Raw genomic sequence first — 17,256 nt, 5'->3', positions numbered from 1 at the left:
GAGCTGGTTCAAAAGCGGCGCCCCCGGCGTCTGGATGAGTGCGGGTGCCGTATCCATCGCTGTCATCATGACCATCGGCCTGCTGGCGGTGATCGCCGTGCGGGGGCTTGGGCACTTTTGGCCCGCTGATCTGGTGGTCGCACGTTATGCGGTGCCCAATCAGGAGTCGAGTGTGCTGGTCGGTGAGCGGGTCGAGCAGGAACAGGTCCCCCGCGCGCGTCTGAAAAGTGCAGGCCTGCCGGTGCCTGACCAAGGGCCGGAGTTCATGACCCGTGAGCTGTTCAAGGTCGGCAACCGTGACCTCAACCCGAGCGATTTCACCTGGGTTGTGGGCGACTGGCTGACCGACCAGAGCCGTCCTGCCGAACTGATGACGCTGGAGCGCCGGGAGTGGGGCAATTTCTACGGGTATCTGGTCAACGTCAAAGAGGGCGGCCGGATCGTGGCGCAAGGCGAAGCTGCCTGGCCGATTCTGCAAGAGCGCATCAAGCGCGTCGAGAAGCTGGCTGACGAACTCTACATTCTGGAAAAGAAAGACATCGGGGCCATCAATCACGGTATTGAGCGCCTGCGTCTGCAGGCCCGCGAGCTGGAACTCAATGGCCGGCTCGATGCCGCTGCGCAAGCTGACATGGCTGCAGAACGTGCCGAGCTGGACGCGCGTTACAAGGTCATCGAGGGGCGTCTGGACGGTCTGCATGAGGCTTTTGATCGCGACAGCCTGACGGCACGCGATGGCAATGGCAAAGAAATCGAACTCAGCCTGGGCAAAGTGGTGCGTGCTTACCAGCCCAACGCGATGGGCACCGTTGCCAAGCTGGGTTTCTACTTCCAGAAACTGTGGGAATTTCTCAGTGACGACCCTCGCGAAGCCAACACCGAAGGGGGTATTTTCCCGGCTATCTTCGGCACGGTGATGATGACCCTGATCATGGCGGTGATCGTGACGCCGTTCGGTGTGCTGGCCGCAGTTTACCTGCGCGAGTACGCGCGTCAGGGGCCGGTTACCCGGCTGATTCGCATTGCCGTGAATAACCTGGCCGGTGTACCGGCGATTGTCTACGGCGTGTTCGGCCTCGGGTTTTTCGTTTATGTGCTCGGTGGCTCGGTAGACCGGCTGTTCTTTCCTGAAGCGCTGCCAGCCCCGACGTTCGGTACGCCAGGCCTGTTATGGGCCTCGCTGACCCTGGCGCTGCTGGCCGTGCCGGTGGTGATCGTGGCCACCGAAGAAGGGTTGGCGCGTATTCCGCTGACCCTGCGTGAAGGTTCGCTGGCGCTGGGCGCGACCAAGGCCGAGACGTTGTGGAAGATTGTATTGCCAATGGCCAGCCCGGCAATGATGACCGGCCTGATTCTGGCGGTGGCGCGTGCTGCCGGGGAAGTTGCGCCCTTGATGCTGGTGGGCGTGGTCAAACTGGCCCCGTCGCTGCCGCTGGATGGCAACTATCCTTATCTGCATCTCGATCAGAAGATCATGCACCTGGGTTTCCACATTTACGACGTCGGCTTCCAGAGCCCGAACGTCGAGGCGGCACGCCCGCTGGTCTACGCCACCGCGCTGTTGCTGGTGCTGGTCATCGCCTTGCTCAATCTCTCGGCTGTGAGTATCCGTAACCATTTGCGGGAAAAATATAAGGCGCTCGACAATTGAACCCGAATTCGCCCTTTGGCAAACGCAGCCGTTCGATGAAGCGAATCGTTCGCACAGGAGCAATCCATGCAGCATGAAAGCCCGACTCACGGCATGAACATGTCGGCCCTGAGGCGTCACAAGCAACGCCTGGATCTGGCCGATGAGACCGTGGCCATCGAAGTGCCGGGTCTGAATCTGTTCTATGGCGACAAGCAGGCGCTGTTTGATATTGCCCTGAATATCCCCAAGCAGAAGGTGACCTCGTTCATCGGTCCGTCCGGTTGTGGCAAGTCGACCCTGTTGCGCAGTTTCAATCGCATGAACGATCTGGTCGATGGTTGCCGGGTCGAGGGCGCGATCAACCTGTACGGTCACAACATCTACACCAAGGGCGAGGAAGTGGCTGAATTGCGTCGGCGCGTCGGCATGGTGTTCCAGAAGCCGAACCCGTTCCCCAAGACGATTTATGAAAACGTGGTCTACGGCCTGCGCATTCAGGGTATCAACAAGAAGCGCGTACTCGATGAAGCTGTCGAGTGGGCGCTGAAAGCCTCTGCGCTCTGGGATGAGGTCAAGGATCGACTGCATGAGTCGGCGTTGGGGTTGTCCGGAGGGCAGCAACAGCGTCTGGTTATTGCCCGAACGATCGCCGTGGAGCCGGAAGTCCTGCTGCTCGACGAACCCTGTTCGGCACTTGACCCGATTTCGACCCTTAAAGTCGAAGAACTGATCTACGAACTGAAATCGAAATACACCATTGTGATCGTTACGCACAACATGCAGCAGGCGGCTCGGGTGTCGGATTACACCGCGTTTATGTACATGGGCAAACTCGTCGAGTTCGGTGATACAGACACCTTGTTCACCAACCCGGCAAAAAAACAGACAGAAGACTACATCACCGGTCGTTACGGCTAGGACGTGCTTCGTCAGACCTGAACCACCGCTGCGTTTTCGCTATTAACCGGACGTTCCAAGGACACCCAGCATGATCCACAAAGACAGCCATACGCATCACATTTCCCAACAGTTCAACGCTGAACTCGAAGACGTTCGCAGCCATTTGCTCGAAATGGGTGGCCTGGTCGAGAAGCAGGTGAACGATTCTGTCACGGCACTGATCGAGGCCGACTCCGGTCTTGCCCAGCGCGTTCGCGAGGTCGACGACCGGATCAATCAGATGGAGCGCAGCATTGACGAGGAATGCCTGCGCATTCTGGCTCGTCGCCAGCCTGCGGCGTCCGATCTGCGCCTGATCATCAGCATTTCCAAGTCGGTGATCGACCTGGAGCGCATCGGTGATGAAGCCACCAAGATCGCCCGCCGCGCCATCAAACTCTGCGAAGAGGGCGAAGCACCGCGCGGTTACGTCGAGGTTCGTCATATCGGTGATCAGGTGCGCAACATGGTGCGCGATGCCCTGGACTCATTCGCGCGCTTCGACGCCGAGCTGGCCCTGTCGGTCGCGCAGTACGACAAGACCATCGACCGTGAGTACAAAACCGCCCTGCGCGAGCTGGCGACCTACATGATGGAAGATCCACGCTCGATCTCCCGCGTGCTGGACGTCATCTGGGTGCTGCGCTCTCTGGAGCGTATCGGCGACCATGCACGCAACATTTCCGAGCTGGTGATTTATCTGGTGCGTGGCACCGACGTGCGGCACATGGGTCTCAAGCGCATGAAGGAAGAAGTGCAGGGTATATCGAGCGAAACCGCTAATGTTCCGGGCGACGCTGACGATAAGTAAGATTGCCTGCGAGAAAAACGCCCAGCATGCGCTGGGCGTTTTTCGTTGTGCAGATGAGTATTCCCGTCGCCTGCGGATTAAATGTCGCGGCGCAGTCAATCAATATGGCAGTTGGCCACCGGTCAACGCTATGCTTGCCGAAACAAAGGGCGTGTTGGCATACCGCAGTTCGCCTCCAGGTGAACACGCCCGCAGGAGCGTCGATGAGTAAGGTCAGTGTATTGGTGGTGGATGACGCGACTTTCATTCGCGACTTGGTCAAGAAAGGGCTGCGCAATTATTTTCCCGGGATTCATACCGAGGACGCAGTCAACGGTCGCAAGGCTCAGGCTTTGCTGGGCAAAGAGCCGTTCGATCTGATTCTGTGCGACTGGGAAATGCCCGAGATGTCCGGCCTGGAGCTGTTGGCATGGTGCCGCGAGCAGGACAATTACCTGAGAACCGTGCCGTTCATCATGGTGACCAGCCGTGGTGACAAGGAAAACGTTGTGCAGGCTATTCAGGCTGGCGTGACCGATTTTGTCGGCAAACCGTTCACCAACGAGCAGTTGCTGACCAAGGTCAAGAAGGCGCTGGCGAAGGTCGGCAAGCTTGATGCGGTCATGTCCACAGCACCGGCACGCATGAACTCGCCGCTCAATGACTCGCTCAGTGCATTGACCGGCGGCAAGGCCGAAGTGGTTCGCGCAGCACCAGCACAGGCAGCAGCGCCTGCCGGTATCGCCAAAGCACCGCCGGTTGCAGCCAAATCGGCGGAGCCTGCCGGTCGTGGACAGGGCCAGTTGCGCCTGCCCAACGGCATTCAGCCGTGCGTGATCAAGGCATTGACGCTGAAAGACGCCACACTGGTCATACGCGTCAGCGAAAACCTGCCGCAGGTGCTCGACAGCGCGGTACTGGACCTTGAGCAAGGCGAGAGCAACGAGGTCGCACGCCTGAATGGCTACCTGCACTCCGTCGCCGCGTTCGAGCAGAAGCCTGACAGTGAATGGCTGCAAGTGACTTTCCGCTTTGTCGATCAGGATGCGCAGAAGCTTGACTACCTGTCGCGCCTGATCGCACGCGGCACGGCTCAGAAGCACTTTGTCCCCGGCGCCTGATACACGCCTTCCTGCTGACTGGCATGCCGACGTTCGCGTTGGCATGCGCCTGACAGCTACCCAATAACTTCACCCCGCTGCAATCCCCCCGCTGATCATGCTATGTCCGTGGCTTGTCTGGCGCGTTATTCATGTCCGATTGATACCGACGAGTCCTCTTCTGTCTGCAAGGCTGCTAGGCTTGGCACCCAGTGCCCTTGAACCCGAACGTCTCTGATGCTTGCACGCCTGCTTATCCTGTTTGCCCTGACGTTGACTGTGCAGTCGGCCGGGGCAGTCACGATCTATAAATTCACCGATGCCGATGGCGTGGTGTCGTTCTCGGACCGGCCAACGCCTGGCGCATCGGTCATGGTGTTTCGGGACCGGATGGTCGAGCGTATCGACGGCCAGGTGCATTTGAGCGTCAGGCGTGAAAAGGGCGTGCACAGCCTGTACGTGCGCAACGATCTGTACGCCCCGGTCGAGGTCGAACTCAAGCTTTCCAGTGTGACCAACGTGCTGGGCGTCTCTGGCTCGTCAGCAACGCTACGCCGCACGATCCCTGCGCGCAGTAACGAACGTGTGGTGGTGCTGAGCCCCAAAGTGGGGAGCAAGCCGATGAACTACGCCTCGGTGCTGACTTCAACCCTGGGCGATCCCAAAGGTTCGGTGCAGGCCTATAAATACCCATTGCCGTGGATTGGCGGTCCGTTTCGCCTGACTCAGGGGCCGAATGGCAAATACAGTCATTACGGCGCCAAGGGCCGCTATGCGATGGACATTGCCATGCCCGAAGGCACACCGATCATCGCCGCACGCGGCGGGACGGTGATAAAGATTGAAAACAGCCAGTCAGGGAGGGGTTCGAATGCGTCAGGCAACTTCGTACGTATTCTGCACGAAGACGGCACGATGGGCGTCTACCTGCACCTGATGCGCGGTTCGGTGAGTGTCAGGGAAGGTCAGCGGGTCAGCGTCGGAACCGCGCTGGCGCGGTCGGGTAATACCGGCAACAGCACCGGCCCGCATCTGCACTTTGTCGTGCAACGCAACTCGGGCCATGAACTGGTATCGATCCCCTACGAGTTCGCCAGGCCGGTGCAGAGCCTGCCCAACTTCGCCGTCGGCGGAAATTGACTGCTGGAGCGGACCTTGTATTTCCTGACTATTTATCGCTCCCACGCTCCGCGTGGTAGCGCCGTTCTGGACGCTCTGCGTCCGCTTTTGAGTATGCGGCGCGGCGCAGATTTGTGACGCGGAGCGTCACCCCACGGCATTCCCACGCTGGAGCGTGAGGAACGATAGGCGTTCGGGAGAGCACCTATCGTGCCCATGCTCCGCGTGGGTATGCAGTTCTGGACGCTCTGCGTCCGCTTTTGAGTATGCGGCGCGGCGCAGATCTGTGACGCGGAGCGTCACCCACGGCATTCCCACGCTGGAGCGTGAGGAACGATAGGCGTTCGGGAGAGCACCTATCGTGCCCATGCTCCGCGTGGGTATGCAGTTCTGGACGCTCTGCGTCCGCTTTTGAGTATGCGGCGTGGCGCAGATTTGTGACGCGGAGCGTCGCCCACGGCATTCCCACGCTGGAGCGTGAGGAACGATAGGCGTTCGGGAGAGCACCTATCGTGCCCATGCTCCGCGTGGGTATGCAGTTCTGGACGCTCTGCGTCCGCTTTGAGTATGCGGCGTGGCGCAGATTTGTGACGCGGAGCGTCGCCCACGGCATTCCCACGCTGGAGCTTGAGGAGCGATAGGCGTTCGGGAGAGCACCTATCGTGCCCATGCTCCGCGTGGGTATGCAGTTCTGGACGCTCTGCGTCCGCTTTTGAGTATGTGGCGTGGCGCAGATTTGTGACGCGGAGCGTCACAAACGGCATCCCCGCGCTGGAGCGTGAGGAACGATAGGCGTTCGGGAGAGCACCTATCGTGCCCATGCTCCGCGTGGGTATGCAGTTCTGGACGCTCTGCGTCCGCTTTTGAGTATGCGGCGCGGCGCAGATTTGTGACGCGGAGCGTCGCCCACGGCATTCCCACGCTGGAGCTTGAGGAACGATAGGCGTCCGGTAGAACACCTTGCGTCCGCTCTTGAGCGGGTGGACCTGATCGGGTCAGTCCAGCTTCAGCACCTTGGCGAGTACGATTTTCGGGCCTTTCATCTTCTTGATGATGATGCGCAGGCCTTCGACTTCCATTTGCTCTTCTTCTTCCGGCACGCGCTTGAGTGTGTCGTAGATCAGACCGGCCAGTGTCTCGGCTTCGATGTGGTCCAGATCGATGCCCAGCAGACGCTCGATCTTGAACAAAGGCGTATCGCCCCGTACCAGCAGTTTGCCCGGCTGATACGCGAGAATGCCGCGCTCCACCTTGCGATGTTCGTCCTGGATGTCGCCCACCAGCACTTCAAGCACGTCCTCCATGGTCAGGTAGCCGACGATCTTGCCGTCGGCTTCCTCGACCACGGCGAAGTGCGCGCCGCCCTTGCGGAACTGCTCCAGCAGCTGCGAAAGCGGCATGTGTCGCGAAACACGCTCCAGCGGGCGAGTCAGTTCAGCCAGGTTGAAAGACTCCGGGATGTGGTCCAGTGCCGCCAGTTCCAGCAGCAGGTCCTTGATGTGCAGCAGGCCGACAAACTCGCCACGTTCAGCGTCATACAGCGGATAACGGCTGAATTTGTGGCGGCGGAACAAGGCGAGGATTTCCTTGAGCGGCGCGTTGAAGTCCAGCGACACCATGTCTTCGCGGGAGTTGGCCCAGTCGACCACTTCCAGCTCGCCCATTTCGACAGCAGACGCCAGCACGCGCATGCCCTGATCGCTGGGGTCCTGGCCACGGCTGGAGTGCAGAATCAGCTTCAGCTCATCGCGGCTGTAGCTGTGTTCGTGATGCGGACCGGGTTCACCCTGGCCTGCGATACGCAAAATGGCGTTGGCGCTGGCATTGAGCAGGTAGATCGCCGGGTACATCAACCAATAGAAGAAGTACAACGGGGCCGCTGTCCACAGCGACAGCAGTTCCGGTTTGCGGATCGCCCAGGATTTGGGGGCCAGCTCGCCGATGACAATGTGCAGATAGGAAATGATGAAGAACGCAGTGAAAAACGACACGCCCTTGATCAGCTCCGGAGTGTCCACGCCCAACGCTGCGAGCAACGGCTCCAGCAGATGCGCGAACGCCGGCTCGCCGACCCAGCCCAGGCCCAGGGAGGCGAGGGTGATACCCAGCTGGCAGGCTGAAAGGTAGGCATCCAGCTGGCCGTGTACCTTGCGCAGAATGTGCCCGCGCCAGCCGTTCTTGTCGGCAATGGCTTCAACCTTGGTCGAGCGCAGTTTGACCATGGCGAACTCTGCCGCAACGAAAAAGCCGTTGAGCAGGACCAGGAACAAAGCAAAAAGAATCATGCCGAAATCGGCGAAGAGTGAAGACAGGTTGAAACTAGGGGAAGGGTCCATGATGGGGTTTTGCAGGGTCCGTATTAACAGAAGAGGGTAATGTCACGCCAGAGAAGACGCTATGAGCCCGGCAATGTAGCGGCTCAAGGCGCGATTGCCTAGTAGTCTGAATCGTCGTTCAAGGGTTTGGACAATTGGCCGCTGGCAAAGTGACAGGTAAAAACACTGCCCTTGCCGAGAACGCTGTTGATTTCAAGGTTGCCGCGATGGCGCAGTAGCACATGTTTGACAATGGCCAGACCAAGCCCTGTACCGCCGGTATTCGACGCGCGGCTGGTATCGACCCGGTAGAAACGTTCAGTCAGGCGCGGCAGGTGTTTGGTCTCGATGCCGATCCCCGAATCCTGCACGCTCAGGTGCGCGCCCCGCTCGTCGGCCCACCAGCGGATACGGATGACGCCTTCTGCCGGGGTGTACTTGACGGCATTGAAGATCAGGTTGGAAAACGCGCTGCGCAGTTCGCTTTCGCTGCCCTTGAGGCGCATATCGCTTTCCAGGCTCAGGTGGATCTGCTGGTTCTTGCTGCCCGACAACGCGTTGGCATCGGCGGTGATGGTCTTGAGCAAGGTATTGACCACCACCGGATGATTGTCCGATGGGTAATCGGTGGCTTCGAGCTTGGCCAGCAACAGCAGGTCGTTGAGCAGCGTCTGCATGCGCCCGCCTTGCTGATGCATCTGTTGCAGCGCTCGCACCCAGCGCGGATTGACCTCGTCCACGTTATCGAGCAGGGTTTCCAGATAACCGAAGATCACCGTCAGTGGCGTGCGCAACTCATGAGACACGTTGGCGACGAAGTCTTTGCGCATCTGCTCCAGCTGATGGATGCGCGTCACATCGCGCACCAGCATCAGGTGCTCATTGTTGCCGTAACGGGTAATCAACAACTGAATACGCAAGCGATCATTGGTCGGTGAGGGAATCTCCAGCGGCTCGCTGTAGTCGCCCAGCGCAAAGTACTCCTTGAAGCGCGGATGCCGGACCAGATTGGTCACGGGCTGGCCACTGTCCTGCGGCGTCTTTAAACCCAGCAGGGTTTCAGCGGCACGGTTCCACCACTCCAGATTGCCGTCGCTGTCGAGCATGATCACGGCATCGCGCAGGGCGGCGGTAGATTCCTGTACCCGGTCGATGACCGCCTGGAGGCGTCCGCGGACACGCTGATCACGGCGTTGCAGGTGGTAGATGCTGTCGAACACTTCACCCCACAGACCATAACCGTCCGGAGGAGGCTCATCAGCCTTGTGACTGCTCAGCCAGTCATGCAGGCGCAGCAGTTGTTTGAGGGTCCAGGCCAGATACAGGCCCAGGCCGGTGGCCAGGCTCCAGCCATACTGTCCACTGATCAGGCCGACCAACAGGCAGGCGGTGACCAGCAACAACATGTGGCGTATCAGGGTGCCGTGCCAATTTTGATTCAATTAGGGGTAAATCCTTGTCTGGTCTGCACTGGCCATTGCCTTGCATCGACGCAGCGGTTGTCAGCTCTTGGTCGAGAAGCGATAGCCAGTGCCGCGCACGGTTTGTACCAGATTTTCATACGCATCGCCCAAGGCCTTGCGCAGGCGGCGGATGTGCACATCGACCGTGCGCTCTTCGACGTAGACGTTGCCGCCCCAGACCTGATCCAGCAACTGGCCGCGTGTATAGGCGCGCTCCTGGTGGGTCATGAAGAACTGCAGCAGACGGTATTCGGTGGGGCCCATTTCGGCGGGTTTGCCGTCGATGGTGACACGGTGGCTGATCGGGTCGAGCAGCAGGCCGCCGACTTCGATGGGCGCTTCGCCGTCAGTCGGCCCGGCACGACGCAGCACGGCCTTGAGGCGTGCCACCAGCTCGCGTGGCGAGAAGGGCTTGGTGATGTAATCGTCAGCGCCGACTTCCAGGCCCTGAATCTTGTTGTCCTCTTCACCCTTGGCAGTGAGCATGATGATCGGGATATCCCCGGTCAGTTCATCACGTTTGAGGCGACGGGCCAGTTCGATGCCGGATGTGCCAGGCAGCATCCAGTCGAGCAGAATCAGGTCAGGTTTGCGGTCGACGATAATCGCATGGGCCTGCTGAGAGTTTTCGGCTTCAATACAGTCGTATCCAGCCATTTCCAACGCAACGGCGATCATTTCACGAATAGGCGCTTCGTCGTCAACGATCAGGATGCTCCTGCCAGCCATGCTCGAACCTCTTGTCATTTAACTGTCTTGGGGCGCATTAGATAACGGAATTATTGCAGTCGTGTGACAGGTGTGGGTGAGGCTAGCACGCCGACAGGTTTCGGGTAGTCGGCGGACCTAGTGATCCTGGATTTATTTCAGTAGGAAGGAGTCTGGCGGTGGCTGTTTTCAGCGCACCGCATAGTCGGCGACGATACCCACAAATATTGCCAGCCCTGCCCAGTGGTTGTGCAAAAAGGCCTTGAAGCAGGCGTCCCGCTCGCGCTGCCGGGTGCTCCAGAATTCCCAGGCAAAGCATCCTGCTGCCGCCAGCAGGCCTATGTAGAAGCACGCACCCAATTCAAAACGCGCACCGGCCAGCATCAGGCAACCGAGCGCCAGACCTTGCAGGGTCAGGATGATCACCCGGTCGGCATCGCCGAACAGTACGGCAGTGGATTTCACACCGATTTTCAGGTCATCGTCACGATCGACCATCGCGTAATAGGTGTCGTAGCCCACGGTCCATAGCAGGTTGGCGATGTACAGCAGCCAGGCCGCAGCGGGCAACTCGCCGGTTTCTGCGGTAAATGCCATCGGCATACCCCACGAAAACGCGGCACCCAGCACCACCTGTGGGTAATAGGTGTAGCGCTTCATGAATGGATAGCAGGCAGCCAGGGCGAGACCGCCGAACGACAGCCAGATCGTCGTCGCATTGGTAAACAGCACCAGCACAAAGCTCAGGCCGACCAGCACCGCAAACAGCACCAGCGCTTCCCGTGAGCTGACTTTGCCGCTCACCAGAGGACGCTGCTCGGTGCGTTTGACGTGGCCATCCACCTTGCGGTCGGCGAAGTCATTGATCACGCAGCCTGCCGCGCGCATCAGAAATACGCCGACCACGAAGATGAACACTGTCTTCAGCGACGGCGAGCCCTTGCCCGCAATCCAGACCGCCCAAAGGGTTGGCCACAACAGCAGGTAAATGCCTATGGGCTTGTCGATACGTGTCAGCTGGATAAAGTCCCAGGCGCGGGGGCTCAGACGATTGAGGGATTTGAGAAGGGACAGGTACATCAGACAGGGTCCTTGTCATGGATCGTATTGCACAGAGCGGGCAGGAATACTTCGGCGACCAGCACGCTCAACGCACCACGACTGAATCGCGAGCGGCGTGCCCATAGTCCGCAAGCTGCAACAGCTTCAGGCAGCCAGGCTTCCGGGTAATGACACACTTCGAGGGTGCCGCGCGCGAACGCAGGGTCGCTGAACAGCAACTCACCCAGCGAGCGAGTGCCCAGCTCATCCATATTCAGGCCACCGTCCTGCAAAGCGCTGCGGGCGGCTACACTGCGAGCGAATACCCAGTTGTTGTAATTACCGCGCAAGTACACTTCGCGCACCCAGCCTTCGCTGGCAAGTGGCAGGCCCAGCGCCAGACACTCATCACGGCGCAAAGCCTGCCAGCCTTCGAATTGCGGAAATACGCTGAAGCCACCGTCAGACAAACGGTCCAGCCGGCGTGTGAGGGAGTCCTGATTGAACAACCAGTCGAGCATTATTGGTTCGGGCGCATCGATCAATTGCTCGCGCTTGAGCCAGATCGGGCTAATGAATGCGGGGGATTGCTGGGTCACGGTAAGCCAGTTCCGGCAGCCAACGAGGCCGCGAGCTTAGCATGATTGCAGGCCCCGACCGACCGCCGGTAGTACGTCAGGTTATAGAATCAGACTTGCATCCGGGCCTGCCGATCAGTACAACGCCCGTTCAGACGGCAATCGACCGTCGTACGCTATTCAGCCTGATAAACGAGAGAACCGAACATGAAGAAGTGGCAGTGCATCGTCTGTGGCCTGATCTATAACGAAGCCGACGGCTGGCCGGATGACGGGATTGCGCCTGGTACGCTCTGGCAGGATGTGCCCGAAGACTGGCTGTGCCCGGATTGCGGTGTGGGCAAAATGGACTTCGAGATGATCGAAATCGGCTGATCACAGCCAGCAGAAAAGTAATGAATAGGGGAGAACAATGAGCGCACCTGTGGTCATCATCGGCACCGGCCTTGCGGGTTACAACCTCGCCCGAGAGTTTCGCAAACTGGACGCAGACACGCCGCTGCTATTGATCACGGCCGATGATGGCCGGTCCTATTCCAAACCGATGCTTTCCACCGGCTTTGGCAAAAACAAGGAAGCCGACGGGTTGAGCATGGCCGAGCCCGGTGCAATGGCCGATCAGCTCAAGGCTGAAATTCGCACGCATACGCGGATCAGCGGGATCGACCCTGGCCACAAGCGTCTGTGGATCGGTGAAGAAGCGGTTCACTACCGCGATCTGGTGCTGGCCTGGGGGGCTGAAACCATCCGCGTACCGGTGGAAGGTGACGCAGGCGATGCGATTTTCCCGATCAACGACCTTCAGGACTACGCCCGTTTTCGAGCGGCTGCGGCGGGGAAGCGTCGGGTTCTGATTCTGGGGGCCGGGCTTATTGGCTGCGAGTTTGCCAACGACCTGATTCTGGGTGGTTATGAAGTGGATCTGGTGGCGCCGTGCGAGCAGGTCATGCCAACCCTGTTGCCACCTGCCGCTGCGGCTGCGGTAAAGACCGGCCTTGAAAGCCTGGGTGCACGTTTCCACCTCGGCCCGGTGCTGACCCGCCTGAATCGCAGTGCTGAGGGCCTGCAAGCGCACTTGTCGGACGGGCAGGTGATTGACTGCGACCTGGTGGTTTCGGCCATTGGACTGCGCCCACGCATCGATCTGGCCGCTGCCGCGGGCTTGCAGACGGGGCGCGGTATTCTGGTGGATCGCCAGCTGCAAACCTCCCACGCCAATATCCATGCGTTGGGCGACTGCGCTGAAGTCGATGGCCTCAACCTGCTCTACGTCATGCCGTTGATGAGTTGCGCTCGGGCGTTGGCCCAGACGCTGGCCGGAACACCAACTGCCGTAAAATATGGCCCCATGCCGATCACGGTAAAGACGCCAGCCTGCCCGCTGGTGGTTTCGCCACCACCGCGTGGTACTGATGGCCGCTGGAGTGTCGAGGGGCAGGGGGCTGATATCAAGGCGCTGTGTCATGACGCGGACGGTAATCTGCTCGGCTATGCGCTGACCGGTGCGGCTGTTATGGAAAAACTCGCACTGAACAAGGTTTTACCTGCGTTATTGGCATGATTTCGCGTCATTTTGTCGGATAGGCCACGTATTTTTGCCAATAAACCCCGCCTGCGCACTGGCGCGGGCTGGTTCGGCATGCCATCCTCGGTCTTGTCTGCCGCTACGTAGAGCCGTCGCGGCGCCTTGTTGCCGTTTTTTACAAAGCGGCGCGGGACATAAAAACAAAAAACCGTAAAAGAGGCTTCATATGCGTAAACCAGAAGTTGCAGCCGCCATTGCTGAAAAGGCGGATCTCACCAAAGAACAATCCAATCGTGTTCTCAATGCCATCCTTGAAGAAATTACTGGCGCACTGCACCGCAAGGACAGTGTCACGCTGGTAGGCTTCGGTACTTTTCTGCAACGCCATCGCGGTGCCCGGACTGGCAAGAACCCACAGACCGGGGAGCCGGTTAAAATCAAGGCAAGCAACACAGTTGCCTTCAAACCGGGGAAAGCCCTGAAAGACAGCGTCAACCCTTGACACCCTGTTGTGCGCCTCGGCGGGAGGCGGGCAACTCACAGGCGGGCATACCAATCAGACTGGGTGCCCGCTTTTTGTTTGTGTCGTTTGTACCGCCGATGATTCGTAGAAACGCTCAGTGAGAATTGTCCTACTCAATTTCGTATGAATGCCTTCTCAAACCCCGGCTTTGCCTGACTTTTTCTTATTGCTGATTCCCTTAGAGTCCCGCCCTTGCTGCACCCCTTCAATTACTCTTGGGAAATCTCGAATGAAAAAGCTATGGAAGTTTGCTGCTGTTGCAACTCTGATCGCCGCTACCAGCGGCTGCGTGAGCTACAACGTCAGCCAGCCAAGCGCACCGCTGGAAGGCACGGTCAAAACCGACCTCAAGGCGGACGTCAAGGTAGGCGGTACCATCAGCGGCGAGTCGTCCACCAATGTGTTGTTCAATTTCCTGAGTTTCGGCGGCGATAACGAGTTCGCCGATGGCGTGACCTACGGTGGTGCAAGTGGCGGTGGCGGCCTGGGTCTGGCGCTGCCTGATCCTGTCTCGACGACCAAAGCGGCAGCCGCCTTCAAGGCGGTTAAATCCTCCGGTGCCGATCTGATCGTCGCGCCGCGTTACGAAGTCAGCATCAAGGACTACTTCATCTTCAAGAAGGTCGATGTGAAGGTCACCGGCAGCAAAGGCAACATCAACAGCATTCGTTAATGCTGTCGTGATGCTGCTTCCCACGCGAAGCAGCATCCTCGCGTTCAACAAGTGTTTTGTTCCGATCTCCCTCGAAATTCATCTTGTCCTACAGGTTTTGGGCCGATAAACCGCTACACTGCCACGCCGATCCCGATCACCGGATTCAGTGCGTACAGAGGCCGAGCATGAAGTTTCGTTTTCTATTGTGGATGCTGGGCCTGCTGATGGCCCGCGCCAGCCGTAACAACCCCGCCTTCCAGCAGCAGTTGGCTGGCAAGGACCTGACATTCCAGTTACAGACCGCAGATGGCAAAATCGCACGTCACTTCGTGGTGCACGATCAGCGCATTCGCAGTGCCAGCGGTGTGGTTGCAGCGCCAGCCTTTGCCATCTCGTTTCGTGATGCCGCGTTTGGTTTTGCCACCCTGCAGGCGAAGAACAAGCAGCTGGCTTTCATGAAGGGTATTCAGGACAAGGACATTCAGATCAAGGGCAACCCGGCCCTGGTGATCTGGTTCCAGGGCCTGGTCAAATACCTCAAGCCGAAAAAGAAGGCCGCCTGATCACTGCAGTTGCAGCCCGCCTGCTGCCTTGTGCAGCGCCCGAAGGTGCTCGGACACCTGTTTGAGGTTGGCTTCGTTGGCGGCAATTTCCTTGGCGCGTTCAGGCTCCAGTAGGGCGCGCACTTCCTTGTCGAGATCGCCGGTCAGACGCTTGAGCTGCTTCTGGCGTTGACTGCTTTCTGCTTCAAGCCGCTGCCATTCTCCCGCCTGTGGCAAACCGTACCCGCTGCTGCCGAGCAGCTCGGCTGGCCGGCTGAGGAAGCCGCTGCTGGCGAGGATCTCCTGTAGCGTTTTGGTGGCATTGGAGACCTTGCCGTCTTTCACTTCGCGTGCACCGAGATAGCTCTGTTTCACTTCGTCCTGGGCCAGCAGCAGTTGCCTGCGCAGGCTGGCCTGCTCCAGCAGCAGAATCGCAGCACTGGTACGCAGATCGGCTTTGTCGAACCACTGACTGCGCTCACTGGCTGGCAGGGCCATCCATTCTTCCACGGTGTTCTGCTTGATCGGCAGGTGCTTCTTCAAAACCTCGAACATGGCTTGATAGCGGTCACGGTAGGAATCGAACCGGTAGCCCAGTCGCAATGCTTCCTTCGGGTCATCCAGCACACTGGTATCGGCCAGCCCTCGGCCTTTGAGGACTTCAAGCAGTCCGTTGGGCAAAATGCTGTCCAGGCCGACAAGCTTGGGATTGTGCGTACCGGCGCGCAGCAGTTTGAGGTTTTCAACGGCGCAGTTGTTCGAGAGGAAGTAGTAATTGCCGTCGTAGCTCCAGTGCATCTCGGCAGCGTGCTGAACCAGCCCTTCGATTTCCGGGCGCGACAGCTTGATTGGCACAGAGGCCAGGCTGCGCAGTTCGGTCTTGGTGTATTCATCGATGACCTGCGCCAGCGGCAAGACGAACAGCCGTGACGGGTAGGCACCCATCAGGCCGTCCCAGCTCGATAGCTGTACATCGCCGACGAATGCCCGATAAGACAGGACCAGATGCTGGTCAAGGTCCAGGCGGCAGTCCGGCCCGCGAGGACGACCGGGTTTACAGATCACCAGGCGCAACATGCTGTGGCCCCAGCGGCTCGCCCAGTTCTGATTCGCCTCGGCGAGCAGATAATCCACCGCGTAGACCCGCTCAGGGTCCAGCTTGCCCAGCGGCTCCCGGCCAAAGTCGCTACCGGCATTCAGATAAGGGTAGTACGTGGGGCACTCATCCCGTGCTGCGGGTGCCCAGCCAAAGCGCTCTTTGTAATACGCATACAGCGCCGGGCGACGACAGGCGTAGGCCGGGTCGAGGAGGAAATACTCCATGTTCACGGCCACGAATTCCAGCGGGCTGGTGGTTTCGTAGATATCCGGGCTGCGGGCGACCTGGCCGTTATGTTCTTCGCGTTCGCCGCGACGTCCGACGTATTGCTGCCAGCCCGCCAGGTCCAGCAGGCGAGGGTCGTCACTGAGGGTAAAGCGTCGCTCGGTCTGACCTCGGCAATTGTCGGGCAGGCCGATCTTGCCCAGTGAGCTGTTGCGCGACCCGCAGCGGAAGATAGCCGAGCGCTCGGCAGGCGACCACAGGCGAGCGCGATCGTATACGTGGGTCAGCTCATGCAGGACGGTGGCGAGCAACTCCTGGCGCACCGTTCCGTGTGGACGGCCTGTCTGGGCGGTGGCTGCCGAACCGTCGGTCAACGAGGCCAGCAAGTGGCTGTTGAGATATAACTGATAAGGGCCGGCTGCCTGACCGTAGGCGTTTTGCGGCATGTCACTGGACCAGCTTACTTCGACGGTTCGGTCCAGTGCTTCGACGAAGCTGGGCGGCAGCGCGTGCATGGCTTCGTCGAGCAGCGTCTGGCTGGCTTGTTGTTGCGGCGCATCGAGGCCGTCAGTGTGCAGTTCCAGCTTCAGGCTGGCAAAGGCATGCGTCCCGACCAGCGACAGCGCGCCAGCAAGCAGCCAGGCGCGAAATCGCCTCACAATGCGAGGATTGCTTCAGCCAGGGTCTGATCGCTTGCGCCGCGTGCTTCCGGTACGCGGATGCGCAGCGTATCGAAGGCAGCATCCAGCTGGGCACCGTGGATGTCACCGCCGCTGGCAACGTAACTGGCGGCGTCGTCCTTGGCCTGGAGCACGACTTTGGAGTCGCGAATCGATGTGGTGGTGTCCGAGGTGAAATCAATGGTACGGCCAAACGCGCGAACGATGATGTTGCTCGTGGCTACAACGGTCTGAGCCTGGGCAAAGTCGGCCAGCAATAACAGGCCAAAGGAAGCAGCAATCAGCGGGGTACGCATGTAGTGACGTCTCCAGTTACGCAAA

At 59.4% G+C, this 17,256-nt stretch carries 17 protein-coding genes; 10 read left to right on the top strand and 7 right to left on the bottom strand.

What is annotated here, in order from left to right:
• The first annotated feature begins 34 nt into the window (after positions 1–34).
• From pstA to KP808_RS25335, 5 genes are all read left to right on the top strand, one after another.
• A complete protein-coding gene (gene pstA / locus KP808_RS25355) occupies positions 35–1,651 on the top strand; it encodes a phosphate ABC transporter permease PstA (protein WP_230018987.1) in 1,617 nt (538 codons plus the stop codon).
• A gap of 66 nt (positions 1,652–1,717) precedes the next feature.
• Complete coding sequence (pstB, locus tag KP808_RS25350; protein ID WP_005734982.1) at positions 1,718–2,551, top strand: phosphate ABC transporter ATP-binding protein PstB; 834 nt, start codon at positions 1,718–1,720, stop codon at positions 2,549–2,551.
• 70 nt (positions 2,552–2,621) lie between these two features.
• Positions 2,622–3,383, top strand: coding sequence for a phosphate signaling complex protein PhoU (gene phoU, locus KP808_RS25345; RefSeq protein WP_002555887.1), 762 nt, complete (start codon positions 2,622–2,624; stop codon positions 3,381–3,383).
• 203 nt (positions 3,384–3,586) lie between these two features.
• Positions 3,587–4,483 carry a response regulator gene (locus KP808_RS25340; RefSeq protein ID WP_058402540.1) on the top strand — a complete coding sequence of 299 codons (897 nt, stop codon included), beginning with the start codon at positions 3,587–3,589 and terminating at the stop codon, positions 4,481–4,483.
• A gap of 216 nt (positions 4,484–4,699) precedes the next feature.
• A complete protein-coding gene (locus tag KP808_RS25335; RefSeq protein ID WP_054077386.1) occupies positions 4,700–5,602 on the top strand; it encodes a peptidoglycan DD-metalloendopeptidase family protein in 903 nt (300 codons plus the stop codon).
• 974 nt (positions 5,603–6,576) lie between these two features.
• Here the strand turns inward: KP808_RS25335 and KP808_RS25330 are convergent.
• From KP808_RS25330 to KP808_RS25310, 5 genes are all read right to left on the bottom strand, one after another.
• Positions 6,577–7,917: a hemolysin family protein gene (locus KP808_RS25330; protein WP_002555884.1), complete on the bottom strand. Its 1,341-nt coding sequence runs from the start codon at positions 7,915–7,917 to the stop codon at positions 6,577–6,579.
• A gap of 98 nt (positions 7,918–8,015) precedes the next feature.
• Positions 8,016–9,302, bottom strand: a complete 1,287-nt coding sequence (gene phoR / locus KP808_RS25325; RefSeq protein ID WP_230018985.1) for a phosphate regulon sensor histidine kinase PhoR — start codon at positions 9,300–9,302, stop codon at positions 8,016–8,018.
• 96 nt (positions 9,303–9,398) lie between these two features.
• Complete coding sequence (phoB, locus tag KP808_RS25320; protein WP_002555882.1) at positions 9,399–10,088, bottom strand: phosphate regulon transcriptional regulator PhoB; 690 nt, start codon at positions 10,086–10,088, stop codon at positions 9,399–9,401.
• A 168-nt stretch (positions 10,089–10,256) separates the two neighbouring features.
• Positions 10,257–11,147: a 4-hydroxybenzoate octaprenyltransferase gene (gene ubiA / locus KP808_RS25315; protein WP_122259284.1), complete on the bottom strand. Its 891-nt coding sequence runs from the start codon at positions 11,145–11,147 to the stop codon at positions 10,257–10,259.
• Positions 11,147–11,707, bottom strand: coding sequence for a chorismate--pyruvate lyase family protein (locus tag KP808_RS25310; RefSeq protein WP_122259283.1), 561 nt, complete (start codon positions 11,705–11,707; stop codon positions 11,147–11,149). The genes ubiA and KP808_RS25310 overlap by 1 nt, the downstream gene beginning before the upstream one ends.
• Before the next feature lie 186 nt (positions 11,708–11,893).
• Between KP808_RS25310 and KP808_RS25305 the strand changes: the two genes are divergently transcribed.
• The 5 genes from KP808_RS25305 to KP808_RS25285 all read left to right on the top strand — a co-directional run bounded on the left by KP808_RS25305 (position 11,894) and on the right by KP808_RS25285 (position 14,952).
• Positions 11,894–12,061 (top strand): rubredoxin, encoded by a 168-nt coding sequence (locus KP808_RS25305; protein WP_002555879.1) that lies wholly within the window; start codon positions 11,894–11,896, stop codon positions 12,059–12,061.
• Between the two features lie 37 nt (positions 12,062–12,098).
• The gene (locus KP808_RS25300; protein WP_058402177.1) at positions 12,099–13,247 is read left to right on the top strand and encodes an NAD(P)/FAD-dependent oxidoreductase; all 1,149 of its coding nucleotides are present in this window, start codon (positions 12,099–12,101) and stop codon (positions 13,245–13,247) included.
• Positions 13,248–13,437: 190 nt separating this feature from the next.
• On the top strand, positions 13,438–13,713 hold the full coding sequence (locus KP808_RS25295; RefSeq protein ID WP_002555877.1) for an HU family DNA-binding protein: 276 nt from the start codon (positions 13,438–13,440) through the stop codon (positions 13,711–13,713).
• A gap of 250 nt (positions 13,714–13,963) precedes the next feature.
• Entirely contained in the window at positions 13,964–14,407 is a 444-nt protein-coding gene (locus KP808_RS25290) for a hypothetical protein (protein ID WP_005744874.1), read from the top strand.
• Between the two features lie 167 nt (positions 14,408–14,574).
• Positions 14,575–14,952: an SCP2 sterol-binding domain-containing protein gene (locus tag KP808_RS25285; protein ID WP_058409443.1), complete on the top strand. Its 378-nt coding sequence runs from the start codon at positions 14,575–14,577 to the stop codon at positions 14,950–14,952.
• On the opposite strand, the gene KP808_RS25280 is transcribed toward KP808_RS25285, so the two are convergent.
• Positions 14,953–16,914, bottom strand: coding sequence for a DUF7844 domain-containing protein (locus tag KP808_RS25280; RefSeq protein WP_230017172.1), 1,962 nt, complete (start codon positions 16,912–16,914; stop codon positions 14,953–14,955).
• The gene (locus KP808_RS25275; protein ID WP_230017171.1) at positions 16,911–17,231 is read right to left on the bottom strand and encodes a DUF2388 domain-containing protein; all 321 of its coding nucleotides are present in this window, start codon (positions 17,229–17,231) and stop codon (positions 16,911–16,913) included. Before KP808_RS25275 ends, KP808_RS25280 begins: the two co-directional genes overlap by 4 nt.
• Positions 17,232–17,256 lie beyond the last annotated feature (25 nt).

The organism is Pseudomonas savastanoi (assembly GCF_020917325.1).
Lineage (GTDB): Bacteria > Pseudomonadota > Gammaproteobacteria > Pseudomonadales > Pseudomonadaceae > Aquipseudomonas > Aquipseudomonas amygdali.
This window is presented reverse-complemented; position numbering and strand designations above follow the sequence as displayed.

Bases quoted from the DNA above. Each gene is read 5' to 3' on its own strand.
- KP808_RS25295 (WP_002555877.1), top strand. From the start codon at position 13,438: ATGCGTAAACCAGAAGTTGCAGCCGCCATTGCTGAAAAGGCGGATCTC.
- phoB (WP_002555882.1), bottom strand. From the start codon at position 10,088: ATGGCTGGCAGGAGCATCCTGATCGTTGACGACGAAGCGCCTATTCGT.
- pstB (WP_005734982.1), top strand. From the start codon at position 1,718: ATGCAGCATGAAAGCCCGACTCACGGCATGAACATGTCGGCCCTGAGG.
- KP808_RS25330 (WP_002555884.1), bottom strand. From the start codon at position 7,917: ATGGACCCTTCCCCTAGTTTCAACCTGTCTTCACTCTTCGCCGATTTC.
- pstA (WP_230018987.1), top strand. From the start codon at position 35: ATGAGTGCGGGTGCCGTATCCATCGCTGTCATCATGACCATCGGCCTG.
- KP808_RS25275 (WP_230017171.1), bottom strand. From the start codon at position 17,231: ATGCGTACCCCGCTGATTGCTGCTTCCTTTGGCCTGTTATTGCTGGCC.
- KP808_RS25340 (WP_058402540.1), top strand. From the start codon at position 3,587: ATGAGTAAGGTCAGTGTATTGGTGGTGGATGACGCGACTTTCATTCGC.
- KP808_RS25290 (WP_005744874.1), top strand. From the start codon at position 13,964: ATGAAAAAGCTATGGAAGTTTGCTGCTGTTGCAACTCTGATCGCCGCT.
- KP808_RS25305 (WP_002555879.1), top strand. From the start codon at position 11,894: ATGAAGAAGTGGCAGTGCATCGTCTGTGGCCTGATCTATAACGAAGCC.
- phoR (WP_230018985.1), bottom strand. From the start codon at position 9,302: ATGTTGTTGCTGGTCACCGCCTGCCTGTTGGTCGGCCTGATCAGTGGA.
- phoU (WP_002555887.1), top strand. From the start codon at position 2,622: ATGATCCACAAAGACAGCCATACGCATCACATTTCCCAACAGTTCAAC.
- KP808_RS25285 (WP_058409443.1), top strand. From the start codon at position 14,575: ATGAAGTTTCGTTTTCTATTGTGGATGCTGGGCCTGCTGATGGCCCGC.
- KP808_RS25300 (WP_058402177.1), top strand. From the start codon at position 12,099: ATGAGCGCACCTGTGGTCATCATCGGCACCGGCCTTGCGGGTTACAAC.
- KP808_RS25335 (WP_054077386.1), top strand. From the start codon at position 4,700: ATGCTTGCACGCCTGCTTATCCTGTTTGCCCTGACGTTGACTGTGCAG.
- ubiA (WP_122259284.1), bottom strand. From the start codon at position 11,147: ATGTACCTGTCCCTTCTCAAATCCCTCAATCGTCTGAGCCCCCGCGCC.